Below are 15175 nucleotides of genomic sequence, written 5' to 3'. Positions count from 1 at the left end.
CTCAGTCGAGCAGGCTCGTGATGGCAGGGTCTCGGCGGGCGACCTCAGCGGCCGTGCCGACGATCACGTGACGCATCGCGGCCACCGCGACGGCCGGCGTGACGTCCGCACGGTGGGCCAGGCTCACCGTGCGCCTCATCATCGGGTGCGAGATCCTGACCGACCGCAGCGCCGGCTGATCGAGCAGCACCATCGCCGGAACCACGGCCACGCCGACGCCTCGTTCGACGAAGCGGAGCAGCGCGTCCATCTCGGCGCCTTCGAGGACGAAGTTCGGGGTCAGCCCTGCCGAGCGGAAGGCCGCATCGGTCGTCGCCCGCAGCTCATAGGTCTCGTCGAGCGCGATCAGCGGCAGGGTGGCGAGGTGGGCGAGGCTCATCACCGTGGAGGTCGAGACGGGAGGCTCGGATGCCGCGGACACGACCACCAGCTCTTCGGTCAGCAGCGGCATGCGCGTCAGGCTGAAGCCCGACGGCGGCGGACCTTCCGACTCCGTGATGAGAGCGATGTCGACGGCGCCCACGGCCAGCTGATCGACGAGCAGCCTCGACCCGCTCTCGGTGAGGTGCAGGTCGACGCCCGGGTGCGCGGCGTGGAAGGTGCTGATCGCCTCGGCGACGAGGCTGATGCAGAGGGTGGGCGGTGCGCCGAGTCGCACGCGGCCACGGCGGAGTCCGGCGAGTTCGGCCATCTCCTCGCGGATCGCGTCGGACTCGGCGAGCATGCGCTGAGCGCGGGGGAGCAGGGCCTCTCCGGCGGCGGTGAGTCCGATGTGCCCGCGCGCCCGGTGGAAGAGCTCGGCGCCGAGCTCGCGTTCGAGTGTCGAGATCTGTCGGCTCAGCGACGGCTGCGCGAGGTGCAGGTGCTCGGAGGCGCGGGTGAAATGGCCGAGGCGGGCGACCTCGACGAACCCGCGGAGCTGCTCGAGGTTCATGTTTTCAGTGTATCGATACCAGTAGAACAATGCATTGGAGTTATCGGGGCACCGTACTTAGCGTGGAAGGCATGAGCACTCGCGAACGTCAGATCTCCACCACGGTCCTGGTCATCGGCACCGGCGGCTCCGGGCTGCGGGCGGCGATCGAGGTCGCCGAGCACGGCATCGACGTCCTCGCCGTCGGCAAGCGCCCGCGCCAGGACGCGCACACCTCTCTCGCCGCCGGCGGCATCAACGCCGCGCTGGGCACCATGGACGAGGCCGACAGCTGGCAACAGCACGCCGCCGACACGATCAAGGAGAGCTACCTGCTCGCCAACCCGCACACGGTCGAGATCGTGACGCAGGGGGCCGAGCGCGGCATCCGGGATCTCGAGCGCTGGGGCATGGACTTCGCCCGCGAGGACGACGGCCGCATTTCGCAGCGGTTCTTCGGGGCGCACACCTTCCGTCGCACGGCCTTCGCCGGCGACTACACGGGTCTCGAGATCCAGCGCACCCTCGTCGCGAAGGCCGAACAGCTCGAGGTGCCGATCCTCGACCACGTCTACATCACGCGTCTGCTCGTGCGCGACAACGTCGTCTTCGGCGCCTATGGCTTCGACCAGTCGGACGGCACGCGCTACCTCATCCACGCGGATGCCGTGATCCTCGCCGCGGGCGGGCACAACCGCATCTGGCGCCGCACCTCGTCACGACGGGACGAGAACACCGGAGACTCGTTCCGGCTCGCGGTCGATGCGGGCGCCCGCCTGCGGGACCCGGAGCTCGTGCAGTTCCACCCGTCCGGGATCATCGAGCCCGAGAACGCCGCCGGGACCCTGATCTCGGAGGCGGCCCGCGGCGAGGGCGGGATCCTGCGCAACGCCCTCGGTGAGCGCTTCATGTCGAAGTACGATCCTGAGCGCATGGAGCTCTCGACACGCGACCGTGTCGCGCTCGCCGCGTACACCGAGATCGCCGAAGGGCGGGGCACCGAGAACGGCGGCGTCTGGCTCGACGTCTCCCATCTGCCGCGCGAGACGATCATGACCCGTCTGCCCCGCGTCTACCAGACGATGATGGAGTTGCAGATGCTCGACATCACGACCGATCCGATCGAGATCGCGCCCACCGCGCACTACTCGATGGGTGGCGTGTGGGTGCGTCCCGACGACCACCAGACCGACGTCGACGGGCTCTACGCGATCGGCGAGGCATCGAGCGGCCTGCACGGAGCCAACCGCCTCGGCGGCAATTCGCTCATCGAGCTGCTCGTCTACGGGCGCATCGTCGGGCAGGCGGCCATGGCGCATGCCGCGGGGCTCGACGCTCAGCGCCGCTCGGCGGACGCGGTCGCCCAGGCCCGCGCCGAGATCGACGACCTTCTCACGGCCGACGGTCGCGAGAATGTGCGAGCTCTGCAGCGCGCGATCCGCAACACCATGACCCAGCACGCCGGTGTCGTGCGGTCGGAGGACGGACTCCGTGCCGGCCTCGCCGAACTCGACATGATCGAGGGGCGGATGGAGGACATCGGCATCCACCCGGACATCGCCGGATTCCAGGATCTCGCGCATGCCTTCGACCTCAAGGCATCGGCGCTCGCCGCCCGAGCCACTCTCGAGGCGGCGCTGGAGCGTCGGGAGACGCGCGGATGTCACAACCGCAGCGACTACCCCGACACCGACCCGACGCTGCAGGTCAACCTCGTCTGGTCGCCGACCGGCGGAGTCACGCGCGAGTCGATCCCGGAGATCCCCGCCGAGATCGCCGAGCTCATGCGCGAGGTCGACACCGAGGGCAAGCTCGTCGAATAGCCGCATCCGAACTCGCTCCCGTCGCAGGGTGCATCGCGACGGGAGCGGTGGGGTGGTCGAGCGAGGTAGGAGTCGCTCAGTCGCCCTCGTCGGTCTCCGGACCGTCGATGACCCCGATCCCGACCGCCTCATGGTCGGGCTCGGGGTCGTTTCGCGACGGAGCCTTGGGCTCTTCCGAGGGCTCCTTCTCGGTGCTCGGCTCTTCGAGTTCGTCGTTGCTCGGAACCTCCGACGGATCCGCGTCTTCGGGGGACTCCGCCTCCGCCGGCTTCTCGGCGGTGTTCGCCGGATCCTTGAACTCGCCGGCATCGCCGGACGAGGGCGTGGGAGTGGGGGTCTGGGCCTCGGGGTCGAGGCCGGAGGTCGGGTCCTGCTCGGGCGTGCTGTTCGTCATGATCGTCCCTTTCGCATCGAGTGCACCCCCAGCATCCGTCAGCGGCTGCGAGGCGAGAAGGGCCTTGACGACAGCCTCCGGAGCGTCCGTCTTCCTGCGCACGACGTAGGCTGAGGAGGTGACAGCGTACGTCTCGGCCTTCGATCTCTTCTCCATCGGAGTGGGCCCCTCGAGCTCCCACACGGTCGGGCCGATGCGGGCGGCCCTCGCGTTCGCTCAGCGCCTGCGCTCGTCCGGAGCTCTCGATCGCGTCGCCCGCATCGGATGCACGCTGTACGGCTCTCTCGGCGCCACCGGAGTCGGTCACGGCACGCCGGATGCGGTCGTCGCGGGCCTTCGCGGGCTGTCGCCGGAGAGCTGCGACCCGGCCGACGTGCGCGCCGCCTGGACCGACCTTCGCGACGGCGCCACGGTGCGCGTCGACGGGGTCCATGAGATCCCGTTCTCGAAGGCCGACATCGTCTTCGAGCCGCGAACCCGGCTGCCCGGTCATCCGAACGCGATGACCATCACCGCCCGGGACGATGCCGGCGGTGTCGTCGCCGAAGAGACCTATTACTCCGTCGGCGGCGGGTTCATCCGCCGGGACGGCGAGGAGGCGAAGCTCGCCTCGGCCCCACTGCCCTACTCGTATGCCGACGCCGCGTCGCTGCTCGCACTGTGCGACGAGCACGGACTGTCGATCGCCGAGATCGCGCGACTCAACGAGACCGCTGAGCGCTCGGAAGAAGAGGTCGCCGCCGGACTCGATGCGATCTGGGACGCCATGGCTGCGTGCGTCGAGAACGGACTGCACTCGGACGGCGTCCTGCCGGGGATGCTCAAGGTCAAGAGGCGGGCGAGCATGATCCGCGCGCAGCTCGAGGAGGCGGAGGCCGACGGTCATCGCGAGCTGCCGGGAGAGTGGCTCGGTGCCTTCGCGCTCGCGGTCAACGAAGAGAACGCGGCGGGCGGTCGCGTCGTCACGGCGCCGACCAACGGCGCGGCCGGCATCCTCCCCGCCGTCGCGATGTACTGGTGGCGGTTCCTGGCGGATTCGGGCCTCGGTGCGGGCAATGCCGTGACGCCGTACGGAGAACTCGTCGGCAGTGCGCTGCTCGGCTTCGACGGCACGCGGGCGATCGAGGCGGCGCAGGCCGAGGACGACGACGCCGTCGCCGACGCGAACCGCCGCCGTGGCATCCGTCGGTTCCTCCTCACGGCCACGGCGCTGGGCTCGCTGTTCAAGGCCAACGCCTCGATCTCGGGGGCCGAGGGCGGCTGCCAGGCCGAGGTCGGCTCGGCCTGCGCGATGGCTGCCGGAGGGCTCACCGCCGTGATGGGCGGCACCAACCGGCAGATCGAGAACGCCGCCGAGATCGCGATGGAGCACCACCTCGGGCTCACCTGCGACCCGATCGGCGGCCTCGTGCAGATTCCGTGCATCGAGCGCAATGCGATCGCCGCGTCGACGGCGGTGACGGCCGCCCGTCTGGCGCTGCGCGGCGACGGCAGCCACTACGTCTCCCTCGACGCGGTGGTCGAGACGATGCGCCAGACCGGAATCGACATGTCGACCAAGTACAAGGAGACCAGCGAGGGTGGTCTCGCGGTCAACGTCATCGAGTGCTGAGTCACGCCGGGCGCGTCGGCGGCTGCGGATAGCCTCCTCTGAGGAGGCGCGCATGGAATCGATCTGGACCCCGGGCAGTCGCAGGCGGCGGGAGCAGCCCATCGTCGCCGTGCGCGCGAATGGTGACGCGCCGGATTCCGGCCGCATGTGGCCGACCACCATTCCCGCCGTCGCCCAGGTGCTCGAGGAAGGCATCGATCTCGCTCCCGGGGTGACCTTCCTCGTCGGCGAGAACGGCAGCGGCAAGTCGACGATCGTCGAGGGCATCGCCGTCGCCTACGGGCTCTCGCCCGAGGGAGGGTCCCGCCAGGCGATGCACAGCACGCGCCCCAGCGAGTCGCCGCTGTCGGAGTGGCTGCAGCTGCAGCGCGGAGTCGGAGCCAACCGCTGGGGATTCTTCCTGCGAGCCGAGACGATGCACTCGTTCTACACCTACCTCGAAGAGAATCCCTCCGCGAGGGGCGACGTGGCGTTCCACGAGATGAGCCACGGCGAGTCCTTCCTCGCTCTGCTCGACAGTCGATTCGATGAACCCGGCTTCTACTGTCTCGACGAGCCAGAGGCAGCGCTCTCGTTCCAGTCCACCCTCGCCCTCATCGCGGTGCTGCAGCGCATCGTCGACGACGGTGGTCAGGTGCTGTGCGCGACGCACTCGCCGGTGCTCGCCGCGCTGCCGGGAGCTCGCATCCTCGAAGTGGGGGAGTGGGGCATCCGTCCCGCCGAGTGGAACGACCTCGAGCTGGTGAACCACTGGCGGTCGTTCCTGCAGGACCCGCCGCGGTACCTGCGGCATCTGCTCGACTGAGGGGAGCGCGCAGATCTGGTCGTAGGCTGGCGCCATGACCGAGCAGCGTGCGCCCAAGAAGCGCGGGCGTCCGCGTGGCGTGTCCGATGCGCGCGAACGCATCATCGCCGCCGCAGTCGACGAGTTCGGCGAGCACGGATACGACGGCACGACGGTGCGCTCGATCGCGGCTCGTGCCGACGTCGACTCGGCGCTCGTGCACCACTACTTCGGCACGAAGGCAGACCTCTTCGCTGAGGCGGTCGGCATTCCGCTGCGCCCCGACATCGACGTGCCGGCCATCGTCGCGGGTCCGCGTGACGCCGTCGGCGAGCGTCTCGTGCGGTACGTGCTCGAGGCCTTCGAGCAGCCCGACATCCGTCGCCGCGGGGTCATGCTCATTCGGACGGCGATCGGCAGCCGGCTCACCACGCCCCTTCTCGCGGGGTTCCTCTCGCGCGAACTCATCGGCCGGATCGCGAAGACGCTCGGCATCGCGGATGCCGAGCTGCGCGCCACACTCGTCGCCTCGCAGATCGCCGGCCTGCTGCTCACGCGCTACGTGCTGCGGCTCGCACCGATCGCCTCGGCATCCGTCGATGACATCGTCTTGCGGGTCGGACCGACCGTGCAGCGCTACCTCTTCGAATAGCGCGGGCCACGCGCCGCTCTGCCGCCTGCATCCCGCCTCGGCTTCGGGCACGAGTACCCGTTGACCCCGCGACTCGCACGGCGCATAATTCATCACATGATGAATAACGCGGCGGTCGAGATCTCGGGGCTGCGAGTGCGACGGGGAAGGACGCAGGTCTTCGACGGTGTCGACCTGGTGATCCCCCGGGGCGAGATCACCGGCTTGCTGGGTCCCTCGGGATGCGGCAAGACCACGCTGATGCGCTCGATCGTGGGTGTGCAGCGGATCACCGCCGGCATGGTGACGGTGCTGGGGGAGCCGGGCGGATCGCCGCGGCTGCGTCATCGGGTGGCGTACGGAACACAGGGTGCCGCCGTGTACGGCGATCTCACCGTCCGGCAGAACCTCTCGTACTTGGCGGCGGTGCTGAAAGCACCGAAGGGCGACGTCGACCGGGTGCTCGACGAGGTCGGGCTTCGGGCGCAGGCCGCCCAGCTCGTCGACTCGCTCAGCGGTGGCCAGGCGACGCGCATCTCGCTGGGGATGGCACTGATCGGATCCCCCGAGCTCATCGTCCTCGACGAACCCACGGTCGGCCTCGACCCCGTGCTGCGCGCCGAACTGTGGGACCTGTTCCGCGGCCTCGCCGCGCGCGGCGTCACCATGATCGTCTCGAGTCACGTGATGGACGAGGCGCTGCGATGCGATCGGCTCGTGCTGATGCGGAGCGGGCGGATCATCGCCGACACGGACCCAGCCGGACTGCTCGCCGACACGGGCACGACGGATCCCGAGGCGGCGTTCCTCGCCCTGATCGAGCGGGACAGCAGAGCGACCGGGGGTCCAGCGGCGGGCAGCACCCGGCGCGCACGGCGGGAGGCCTCGGAATGAACGGCGGTCGGATGCTCGCCACCGCCGCCCGGGTGCTCGGACAGCTGCGGCACGATCCTCGGTCGATCGCGCTGATGCTGATCGCGCCGAGCCTGCTGGTCGGACTCTTCGCGTGGCTCTTCAGCGATCAGGACGGTGTGTTCGATCAGTTCGGGGGAGCGATCCTCGCGCTGTTCCCGTTCATCGTGATGTTCCTGATCACCTCGATCACCACTCTGCGGGAGCGACGCTCCGGCACCCTCGAACGTCTGATGACCACTCCGCTCGGCAAAGCCGACTTCATTCTCGGCTATGCCCTGGCGTTCGGGCTGATGGCGCTGCTGCAGGCGATCATCACCGTGTCGTTCGCGGTCGGCGTCTGCGGGCTCGACGTCGACGGTGAGCTCTGGCAGCTCGGGCTCGTCGCCGTCGTCGACGCTCTCCTGGGCACCGCCCTTGGGCTCCTCGCGAGCGCGTTCGCGCAGACCGAGTTCCAGGCGGTGCAGTTCATGCCGCTGCTCGTCTTCCCGCAGATCATCCTCGGCGGGCTCTTCATGCCGCGCGATCAGATGCCCGACGTGCTGTACGCCATCTCGGACTGGCTGCCGCTGAGCTATGCGATCGACACGATCAACGCCGTCACGGCCGGCGACGAGGGGTGGGACGTGTACGGACCCCTGCTGGTCGTCGTCGCCTTCGGAGTCGGGGCGCTCGTCCTCGCATCGCTGACCCTGCGACGTCGCACCGCGTGAGGCAGGGTCAGCGCGCGGCGCGGTTCTTGGTGTGCTTCGTGGGCACGGCCGCCCACGGGTCCTCCGGCCAGGGATGCCTCGGGTAGCGCCCTCGCATCTCGGCGCGAACCTGGGCGTAGGGGCCCGACCAGAACGAGGCGAGGTCGTCGGTGACCGCGAGAGGGCGCCCCGCGGGCGACAGCAGGTGGAACAGCACCGGCACGCGTCCGTCGACCAGTCGAGGAGTCTCGGCCCAGCCGAAGCACTCCTGCAGCTTCACAGCGACGACCGGGGGTGCCGAGGTGTCGTCCGGGTCGGGGTAGGTGATGCGGATACGGGATCCGCTCGGCACCGCGAGGCGCTCGGGTGCGAGCTCGTCGAGGCGCGCCGCCTCGGGCCAGGGCAGCAGTCGACGCAGAGCCGAGGACAGATCCACTCGCGCTGCGGGGGTGCCGCCCGCCAGGGTGTCGAGCTCGGGAGCGAGCCAGTCATCGAGAGTGCTGAGCAGCCCGGAATTCGACACGTCGGGCCACGGGCCGCCGAGCTCTCGCCGCAGCAGGGCCAATCGGCGTCGGAACGCGGTCGCGGCATCCGACCAGGCGAACATGCCGAGCCCGTCGCGCAGGACCGCGCGGCGCACGGCATCCCGCCCCTCTCGAGCAGAGGGGCGCACGGGCGAGGACGAACGCAGGATCGCACCGACGCGGCGCTCACGGCGCGCCTGCACGCGGCCTCCCGTGAACTCCGCCTCGACCCGGTCGGTCAGCAGGTGGCTCGCAGCGCGTTCCATCTGGGCTTCCGTGAGCACAGCCGCGGATCGGATGATCGCGCCTGACCCGGCCGCCACTCGCGCCGTGGCCCGCGCGACGTCGGCGACCGCGAGCCACTCGACTGCGGCGAGCGGGCCGGTGACTCCGGCACGGGTTCCGGATGCCAGGAGGAAGACCGCTCCGTCCGCGGTGCGTTCGACGCGATGCGCGATCCGGTCGGGGAACGCCAGTGCGATCACGAGTCCGACGCCGTCGAGACTCGATCGCACGTCCCCCGCCGGAGCGACCATGCGCTCGAGGCGGTTCGCGTCGTCACGCCAGCGGCGAGCGTCCGGTGTCCGTCCGCCGCGCAGGGTGATGAGCGCCTGTGCGACGTCGGCCTCGGCGATGCGCAGGTCGCCGCCGAGCACGGCGACGACCTCTGCGGCGAGACGGCTGCCGACGACCGAGCCGCCGTCACGGAGAGCGCGGGCGAGCCGGGGGTCGGCGGGGATCCGGGCGAGAGCTCGACCCTCGGCCGTGGCGCGGCCCTCGTCGTCGATCGCGCCGAGACCGCGCAGCACCGAGACGGCATCGGCCAGGTTGTCTCGGGGCGGCGGGTCGATCATGCGCAGGCCTTCTGCACCCGGGGCACCCCAGCAGGCGAGCAGCAGGGCGGCATCCGCGAGGTCGGTCACCGCGATCTCGGGTGTCGGGCGGGCCGGGGCGGCCGCATAGGTGCGTTCGTCGACGCAGCGGATGACGATGCCCGGGCCCTGGCGCGTGGCGCGACCGGCGCGCTGCACGCATGACGAGCGCGACGCGGCAGTCGTGACCAGACCCGTCATGCCGCGCGCGGCATCACGTTGCGGATGCCGCGACAGACAGCTGTCGACGACGAGGCGCACTCCGGGCACGGTGAGCGACGACTCCGCGAGCGAGGTCGTCACGATGATGCGCGGAGGCTCATCCGGTCGACGCCCGCGGATCACGGCATCCTGCTCCGCCGCGGGGATCTGACCGTGCAGCTCTCGCACGTCGAACGCCGCGCTCGCATCGCGGATGCGGCGGGCGATCTCCGACACCTCCCGCGCGCCCGGGGCGAACACCAGCACATCGGCCCGAGGGTTCTCGCGGACCAGCTCGAGTGCGGCCGCTGTCGTCGTGCGTGCGACGTGGTCGAGGAAGCCCCAGGTCACACCGCGCTCATCGAGGCGCGGCGTCGGGCTGGGAGCCCAGCGCTCGGTGAGAGGGAACGCCGGCACAGCGTGGTCGACGATCGGCGCGGGCAGGTCGTCGGTGCCGAGGACGGAGGCGATGCGCGCGGCATCCAGCGTCGCCGACATGGCGACGACCACGAGGTCGTCGCGCAGCTCGCGGACCTCCGAGAGCAGGCCGATCAGCAGGTCGGTCTCGAGTGCGCGCTCGTGCACCTCATCGAGGATGACGGCATCCACACCGTCGAGGCCGGGGTCGTCGATCATGCGACGCAGCAGCACTCCGGCGGTGACGAACTCGATGCGGGTCGCCGCACCTGCCGACCGCTCGCCGCGCACGGTGAAGCCCACGCGGGTGCCGAGCGCCGAGCCGTCGAGATGAGCGAGGCGGCGGGCTGCGGCGCGAGCCGCGACGCGGCGAGGCTGGGTGACGATCACGCGCCCGGACGACCGTGACGCCAGCAGCGGCGGCACGAGAGTGGTCTTGCCCGTGCCGGGCGGGGCGCTCACGACCACTGATCCGCTCCCGTCGAGCGCGGCCCCGAGTTCGTCCAGCGCGGCCGCGAACGAGAGCCCGGCGCCGATGGCGGCGAGGTCGAAGGCGGCGGCGGTCATTCCCTCAGTCTGCCTGGTCTCCGGAGTCATGGAGCACGGGTGGCGGAGACGACGGATGCCGCGACCGAATCGGCCGCGGCATCCGCTGTGCGCTGTGTGCTGACTACTCCGCTGCGGGAGCCGGAGGTGCCGGCGGCGGCGGGGTGGTCGGCGCAGACTGGCGGGTCGGCGTGGACGGTGCGGATGCCGCAGCCACGCCTTCGCCGATCCCGCGACCCACGGCCTGGCCCTGGATGATCGACGCGAGGTCGAGGCCGGTCGCCGCGCTGACGCTGTCGAACACCGACTTGAGTGCCTTCGCGCTGTCGGCGCCGACGACGCTCGACGCGCCGTCCTCGCCGGAGCCGCCGATGATCGAGACGCTGCCGATCGCGGCGTAGCCCTTCGAGAACTCGGCCATGATCGACGGCAGGGTGTCGAGCACCCGCTGCGACAGGAACGCGTCCTGGTTCGAGGCGATGGCCTTCGCCTCTGCCTCGACGGCGGCGGCTCGCGCCTCACCCTCGGCGCGGATGGCGTCTGCTTCGGCGTTCGCGCGCAGTCGGCGGGCCTCGGACTCGGCCTCGGCCTGCGCACGCAGTGCGTCGGCCTCACCGGTGGCTCGGGCGATCGCGGCTGCGGCCTCACCGTCGGCCTTGGCCTTGTCGGCCTGCGCCTGCTGCTCGGCGATGCGGGTGCGGGCCTCGGCCTGCTTCACCTGCTCGATCGCGCCCGCCTCCGCCGCACGCTCACGCGTGTAGAGCTCGGCCTGTGCCCGGGTCTCTGCCTCATAGCGCTGTGCGTCGGCGACGCGCTTGACGTCGGCGTCGAGCTGGGCCTGGCGGTTCTCCGCCTGCTGCTGCAGCACGGCCTGCTGAGCCTGCTCGCGGGCGAGGTTCTCGGCCTGCTCGGCCTCGGCGCGAGCCCGACCGATGCCGGCGTTGGCGTTGGCGGTGTTCGTGTCGAGAGCCGTCTGCTCGACCAGGTTGGCTTCCTGGTTGGCGATGTTCTTCTGGTTGATCGCGCGGTCGGCGTTGGTCTGCGAGATCTCGGCAGACTGACGCTTCGCCTGGATCTCGGGAGCACCGAGCGACTGGATGTAGCCGACCTTGTCGGTGATGCCCTTGATCTGGAACGAGTCAAGGATCAGACCCTGCTCGGCGAGCTCCTGCGAGACGTCGGCGGCGATCTGGTCGGAGAACTTCTTGCGCTCGCGCATGAGCTCGACGACAGACAGCGTCGCGACGATTCCACGGAGCGCACCTTCGAGCTGCTCAGTGGTGAACTGCTCGATCGCCTTGTCCTGCGAGGCGAAACGCTCGGCGGCGCGGCGCACGAGGATGGGGTCGGAGCCGATCTTCACGATGGCGACGCCGTCGACGTTGAGGGTGACGCTGTCGAGCGACTGGGCCTCGGCGTTGAGCGACACCTGACGCGAGCGCAGCGAGATGATCTCGTGGCGCTGGGTGATCGGGTTGACGAGGGACTTGCCGTTCACGATGACCGTGACGGGCGACTCCGACATCTCGTCTCTGGTCGTGCCGTCGGCCGAGATGACGGCCCGCTGCACCTTCTGCTTGCGCCCCGAGATGACGAGCGCCTCATCGGCGCGAGCCACCTTGATCCAGCTGCGTGCGAACAGCAGCAGGATGAGCAGGACGACGATAGCGATGGCTATGCCGATCCCGACGATGATCAGGATGCCGACGATTCCGGCGATCTCCATGGATGACCTCCCTGGTTCCCCCCGAGGGGGCGGTCGTGGATGCCGGCGCGGCCGCGCGGGCGTTCACGCTCCACCCTGCCAGAAAAGAGGGGAGGGTGTCGGGACGGGATGCCGCCGGATCCCGGCGATGCGGAGGAGATCTGCGATACGGAGGAGGCTCAGCGCCGCGACATCCTCCGTACGGCGGAAACCCTCCGTATGCGCCGAGCTCGTTCGGTCAGCGACCGCGGACTGCGAGCGTGCGTCGGGGTCAGCGACCGCGGAGCTTCTCCGCCAGATCGCGGAGCGTCTTCAGCTCGGCGTCGTCGAGGCGCGACATCCGCTCGGCGATCGACCGGCCATGCACCGTGGCGACGCTGCGGAACTGGCGCACACCCGCGTCGGTGGCCCTGATCAGCGCACCGCGCCCGTCGTCGGGGTCGGGGCACTTCGAGACGAGTCCGCTGGCGACCATGCGGTCGACGAGGCGCGAGACGCTCGGCTGGCTGATCAGCATGTTCGCCGTGACGTCGCGCAGGCGGGCCGACATGCCGGGGGAGCGGGTCACCGTGAGCAGTACGTCATACTCCGCCTGCCCGAGATCGGTGTCATCGAAGTCGGTGTTCATCTCCGTGAACAGCTCGTGCTGTGCACGGAACAGGCTCTCCCAGGCCTCGAGGGCGAGCTTGCGATCGGTCATGGAGAACAGCGTACTGGCAACAGTAAAGGGCCGGTCGGAGAGGCTCCCGACCGGCCCTTGTCCCTTGCACCAAGAGTGTCCTGCAATCACATGCGGTGTATGCCACAGCAAACATTCACCGTGCGATCATTCTATAACGGCGAGGTAACGAATGCAACGGTTTGGTCACGGAAATCTCGAAGGGCCTGCGCAGCGATCCGGCTGAGGGCAGGCGAAGATGGTGATGTCTCCTGAACAGGGGACGACGCGCTCGCCGCCGACAGCCTTCCCATTCGCTCTCATGCGCACCCCGACACCGGAGACACACGATGAACCCCGAGATCATCACCTTCCTCATACTCGGTGCGGCCGTGATCGCGTTCGTGTCGAACCGCATCCCGATGGTCATCGTCGCGATGGCGGTGCCCATCGCTCTGTGGGCGACGGGAGTGCTCTCGCTCGGCGACGCCTTCGCCGGGTTCGGCGATCCCATCGTCCTGTTCATCGTCGCTCTGTTCATCGTCAGTGAGGCGCTGGATGCCACGGGCGTCACGTCGTGGGTGGGACGGCAGCTCATGCGCCGCGCCGGCAAGAGCCGTTCGCGCCTGCTGCTCATCGTGTGTCTGCTGGCCGCCGTGCTGTCGGCGGTGATCAGCATCAACGGTGCCGTGGCTGCCCTCCTTCCGATCGTGGTGCTCGTCGCGGTACGGGCAGGCATCGCGCCGTCGCGCATGCTCCTCCCGCTCGCATTCGCCGCCGGAGCGGGGTCGCTCCTGACGCTCACCGGAACGCCGGTCAACATCCTCGTGTCCGAGGCGGCTGCGGAGGCCGGTGGGCGTGCGTTCGGGTATTTCGAGTTCGCGATCGTCGGCATCCCGATGGTCGTCCTGACGGTCGTGCTCGTGCTCGCGCTCGGAGACAGGCTCCTGCCCGAGCGCGTTCCGGACCGTCTCGAGGAGCCCGCCGACCCGAGTCACGATGCACGAGCCTGGCGCGAGACGTATGACGTCGCGCTCGATACGGGCAGCCTCTTCACGGTCGGCGAGGGCGTCGCAGAGGTGCTCATCGGGCCGAGGTCGAGCCTGATCGGCCGGGTCGTCTCGCCCGGGATGACGACGCGACAGGAGGACCTGGTGATCCTCGCGCTCCGGCATGGCAGCCGTCCGGGCGATGTCGGCGGAAGGGCGATCGGCGCGGTCACGCTGCAGGCGGGTGACTCCGTGCTCGTCCAGGGGCCGTGGGAGGCACTGCACCGCTATACGAGCTCACCCGATGTGATTCCGGTCAGCTCGCCCCAGCAGATGCAGCGGACAGTGCCGCTCGGCCGGGGTGCGCGGCGCGCGCTGGTGATCCTCGGGGCGATGGTCGTGCTCCTCGCCACGGGTGTCGTCCCGCCCGTCATCGCTGGCCTTCTCGCGGCCGGTGCCCTCATCGTCACGCGGGTGCTCACCGTGACGCAGACCTTCTCGGCGATCTCGTGGCCCACTGTCACGCTCATCGCCGGGATGATCCCGCTGTCATCGGCGTTCGTCTCCACCGGCGCCGCCGATCTCGTCGGCGACGCGGTTCTCCAGCTGGTCGGCAACACCTCGCCCTATCTCGCTCTGCTCACCATCTGCGTCGCGTCGGTGATCCTCGGGCAGTTCATCTCGAACGTGGCGACCGTGCTCGTCATCGCGCCGATCGCGGTGTCGGTCGCATCGAGCATGGGCGTCAGCGTGCAGCCGTTCATGATGGCGCTCACGGTCGTCGGAGCGGCTGCGTTCCTGACTCCGATCGCGACACCCGTGAATCTCATGGTCATGCAGCCCGCCGGCTACCGATTCGGTGACTACTGGCGTCTCGGTCTCCCACTCGTCGCGATCTACGTCGCCGTCGCGGTGCTCTACGTCCCGCTCATCTGGCCGTTCTGACTCCCGATCACGCGGCATCACCGCACGAGGTGCGCGAGTTCCGGCCGACCGCCCAGCCGTGCCACGGTCGACGCGGCAGCCCGTGCAGCGAGATCCGCGACGCGATCCATCGACCACCCGTTCGCGATACCCCGCACGAGTCCCACGAAGAATCCGTCGCCGCCTCCCGTGCGGTCCACCACGGTCTCGTCGTCGTCATGTGCGCGGTAGGCGCTGCCGTCCTCCCAGACGACGAGGTCGCCTTCGCCTGCCACCTCCACGGCCGCTATGCGGGGTCCGCGAGCGAGCAGCCACCGGCACGCCTCGTGAGCCGAGTCCAGGTTCGACACGGCGATCCCCGTCAGTCCTTCGGCTTCCGTGGCGTCGGCACGCACGACGTCCGCTCCGGCGAGCAGTTCGTCGCGAACCTCCGGCTCGGGCGCTTCGTCGAGCGCCACCGTCGCGTCCGCTCGTCGCGCGATCATCAGAGCGGCCGACAGTGCATCGCCCGGTTGCTGAGACTGCAGACAGATCGTGCCTGCACGGCTGACCGCGCTCGCCGATGCCTCGACATCCGC

Annotated in this window: 12 protein-coding genes and 1 pseudogene; 7 read left to right on the top strand and 6 right to left on the bottom strand. The window is 69.9% G+C overall.

Annotated elements, in window-relative coordinates:
- Position 1: 1 nt before the first annotated feature.
- A complete protein-coding gene (locus QRN21_RS15970) occupies positions 2–934 on the bottom strand; it encodes a LysR family transcriptional regulator (RefSeq protein ID WP_056276933.1) in 933 nt (310 codons plus the stop codon).
- A 71-nt stretch (positions 935–1005) separates the two neighbouring features.
- On the opposite strand from QRN21_RS15970, the gene QRN21_RS15965 reads away from it, so the two are divergent.
- Complete coding sequence (locus tag QRN21_RS15965; RefSeq protein WP_285365186.1) at positions 1006–2736, top strand: L-aspartate oxidase; 1731 nt, start codon at positions 1006–1008, stop codon at positions 2734–2736.
- Between the two features lie 76 nt (positions 2737–2812).
- Here QRN21_RS15965 and QRN21_RS15960 read toward each other — a convergent pair whose 3' ends face one another.
- Positions 2813–3232 (bottom strand): prolipoprotein diacylglyceryl transferase, encoded by a 420-nt coding sequence (locus QRN21_RS15960; protein WP_285365183.1) that lies wholly within the window; start codon positions 3230–3232, stop codon positions 2813–2815.
- Positions 3233–3248: 16 nt separating this feature from the next.
- Here QRN21_RS15960 and QRN21_RS15955 point away from each other — a divergent pair, with 16 nt between their 5' ends.
- The 5 genes from QRN21_RS15955 (at position 3249) to QRN21_RS15935 (ending at position 7782) form a co-directional block, all read left to right on the top strand.
- Positions 3249–4742 carry an L-serine ammonia-lyase, iron-sulfur-dependent, subunit alpha gene (locus QRN21_RS15955; protein ID WP_285365175.1) on the top strand — a complete coding sequence of 498 codons (1494 nt, stop codon included), beginning with the start codon at positions 3249–3251 and terminating at the stop codon, positions 4740–4742.
- A gap of 52 nt (positions 4743–4794) precedes the next feature.
- Entirely contained in the window at positions 4795–5547 is a 753-nt protein-coding gene (locus tag QRN21_RS15950; RefSeq protein WP_056276942.1) for an AAA family ATPase, read from the top strand.
- A gap of 34 nt (positions 5548–5581) precedes the next feature.
- Positions 5582–6178, top strand: a complete 597-nt coding sequence (locus tag QRN21_RS15945; protein ID WP_285365173.1) for a TetR/AcrR family transcriptional regulator — start codon at positions 5582–5584, stop codon at positions 6176–6178.
- A gap of 96 nt (positions 6179–6274) precedes the next feature.
- Positions 6275–7051: an ABC transporter ATP-binding protein gene (locus QRN21_RS15940; protein WP_285365171.1), complete on the top strand. Its 777-nt coding sequence runs from the start codon at positions 6275–6277 to the stop codon at positions 7049–7051.
- Positions 7048–7782: an ABC transporter permease gene (locus QRN21_RS15935; protein ID WP_053098806.1), complete on the top strand. Its 735-nt coding sequence runs from the start codon at positions 7048–7050 to the stop codon at positions 7780–7782. Before QRN21_RS15940 ends, QRN21_RS15935 begins: the two co-directional genes overlap by 4 nt.
- Before the next feature lie 7 nt (positions 7783–7789).
- Here QRN21_RS15935 and hrpB read toward each other — a convergent pair whose 3' ends face one another.
- The 3 genes from hrpB to QRN21_RS15920 all read right to left on the bottom strand — a co-directional run bounded on the left by hrpB (position 7790) and on the right by QRN21_RS15920 (position 12726).
- Positions 7790–10342, bottom strand: a complete 2553-nt coding sequence (gene hrpB / locus QRN21_RS15930) for an ATP-dependent helicase HrpB (RefSeq protein ID WP_285365168.1) — start codon at positions 10340–10342, stop codon at positions 7790–7792.
- Positions 10343–10445: 103 nt separating this feature from the next.
- Entirely contained in the window at positions 10446–12047 is a 1602-nt protein-coding gene (locus tag QRN21_RS15925) for an SPFH domain-containing protein (protein ID WP_053098808.1), read from the bottom strand.
- Positions 12048–12297: 250 nt separating this feature from the next.
- Positions 12298–12726 (bottom strand): MarR family winged helix-turn-helix transcriptional regulator, encoded by a 429-nt coding sequence (locus QRN21_RS15920; RefSeq protein ID WP_187249962.1) that lies wholly within the window; start codon positions 12724–12726, stop codon positions 12298–12300.
- 308 nt (positions 12727–13034) lie between these two features.
- On the opposite strand from QRN21_RS15920, the gene QRN21_RS15915 reads away from it, so the two are divergent.
- The gene (locus QRN21_RS15915) at positions 13035–14618 is read left to right on the top strand and encodes an SLC13 family permease (protein ID WP_187249963.1); all 1584 of its coding nucleotides are present in this window, start codon (positions 13035–13037) and stop codon (positions 14616–14618) included.
- Positions 14619–14635: 17 nt separating this feature from the next.
- Here QRN21_RS15915 and QRN21_RS15910 read toward each other — a convergent pair.
- Positions 14636–15151 (bottom strand): annotated as a pseudogene (locus QRN21_RS15910) (PfkB family carbohydrate kinase); the annotation flags it as partial.
- Between the last annotated feature and the right edge of the window lie 24 nt (positions 15152–15175).

The organism is Microbacterium sp. LMC-P-041 (assembly GCF_030209555.1).
Classification (GTDB): Bacteria; Actinomycetota; Actinomycetes; order Actinomycetales; family Microbacteriaceae; genus Microbacterium.
The sequence above is the reverse complement of the archived record's forward strand: the minus strand, read 5'-3'. Positions and strand labels throughout refer to the sequence as shown.

Bases quoted from the DNA above. Each gene is read 5' to 3' on its own strand.
- QRN21_RS15970 (WP_056276933.1), bottom strand. From the start codon at position 934: ATGAACCTCGAGCAGCTCCGCGGGTTCGTCGAGGTCGCCCGCCTCGGC.
- QRN21_RS15965 (WP_285365186.1), top strand. From the start codon at position 1,006: ATGAGCACTCGCGAACGTCAGATCTCCACCACGGTCCTGGTCATCGGC.
- QRN21_RS15950 (WP_056276942.1), top strand. From the start codon at position 4,795: ATGGAATCGATCTGGACCCCGGGCAGTCGCAGGCGGCGGGAGCAGCCC.
- QRN21_RS15945 (WP_285365173.1), top strand. From the start codon at position 5,582: ATGACCGAGCAGCGTGCGCCCAAGAAGCGCGGGCGTCCGCGTGGCGTG.
- QRN21_RS15940 (WP_285365171.1), top strand. From the start codon at position 6,275: ATGATGAATAACGCGGCGGTCGAGATCTCGGGGCTGCGAGTGCGACGG.
- QRN21_RS15935 (WP_053098806.1), top strand. From the start codon at position 7,048: ATGAACGGCGGTCGGATGCTCGCCACCGCCGCCCGGGTGCTCGGACAG.
- hrpB (WP_285365168.1), bottom strand. From the start codon at position 10,342: ATGACCGCCGCCGCCTTCGACCTCGCCGCCATCGGCGCCGGGCTCTCG.
- QRN21_RS15925 (WP_053098808.1), bottom strand. From the start codon at position 12,047: ATGGAGATCGCCGGAATCGTCGGCATCCTGATCATCGTCGGGATCGGC.
- QRN21_RS15920 (WP_187249962.1), bottom strand. From the start codon at position 12,726: ATGACCGATCGCAAGCTCGCCCTCGAGGCCTGGGAGAGCCTGTTCCGT.
- QRN21_RS15915 (WP_187249963.1), top strand. From the start codon at position 13,035: ATGAACCCCGAGATCATCACCTTCCTCATACTCGGTGCGGCCGTGATC.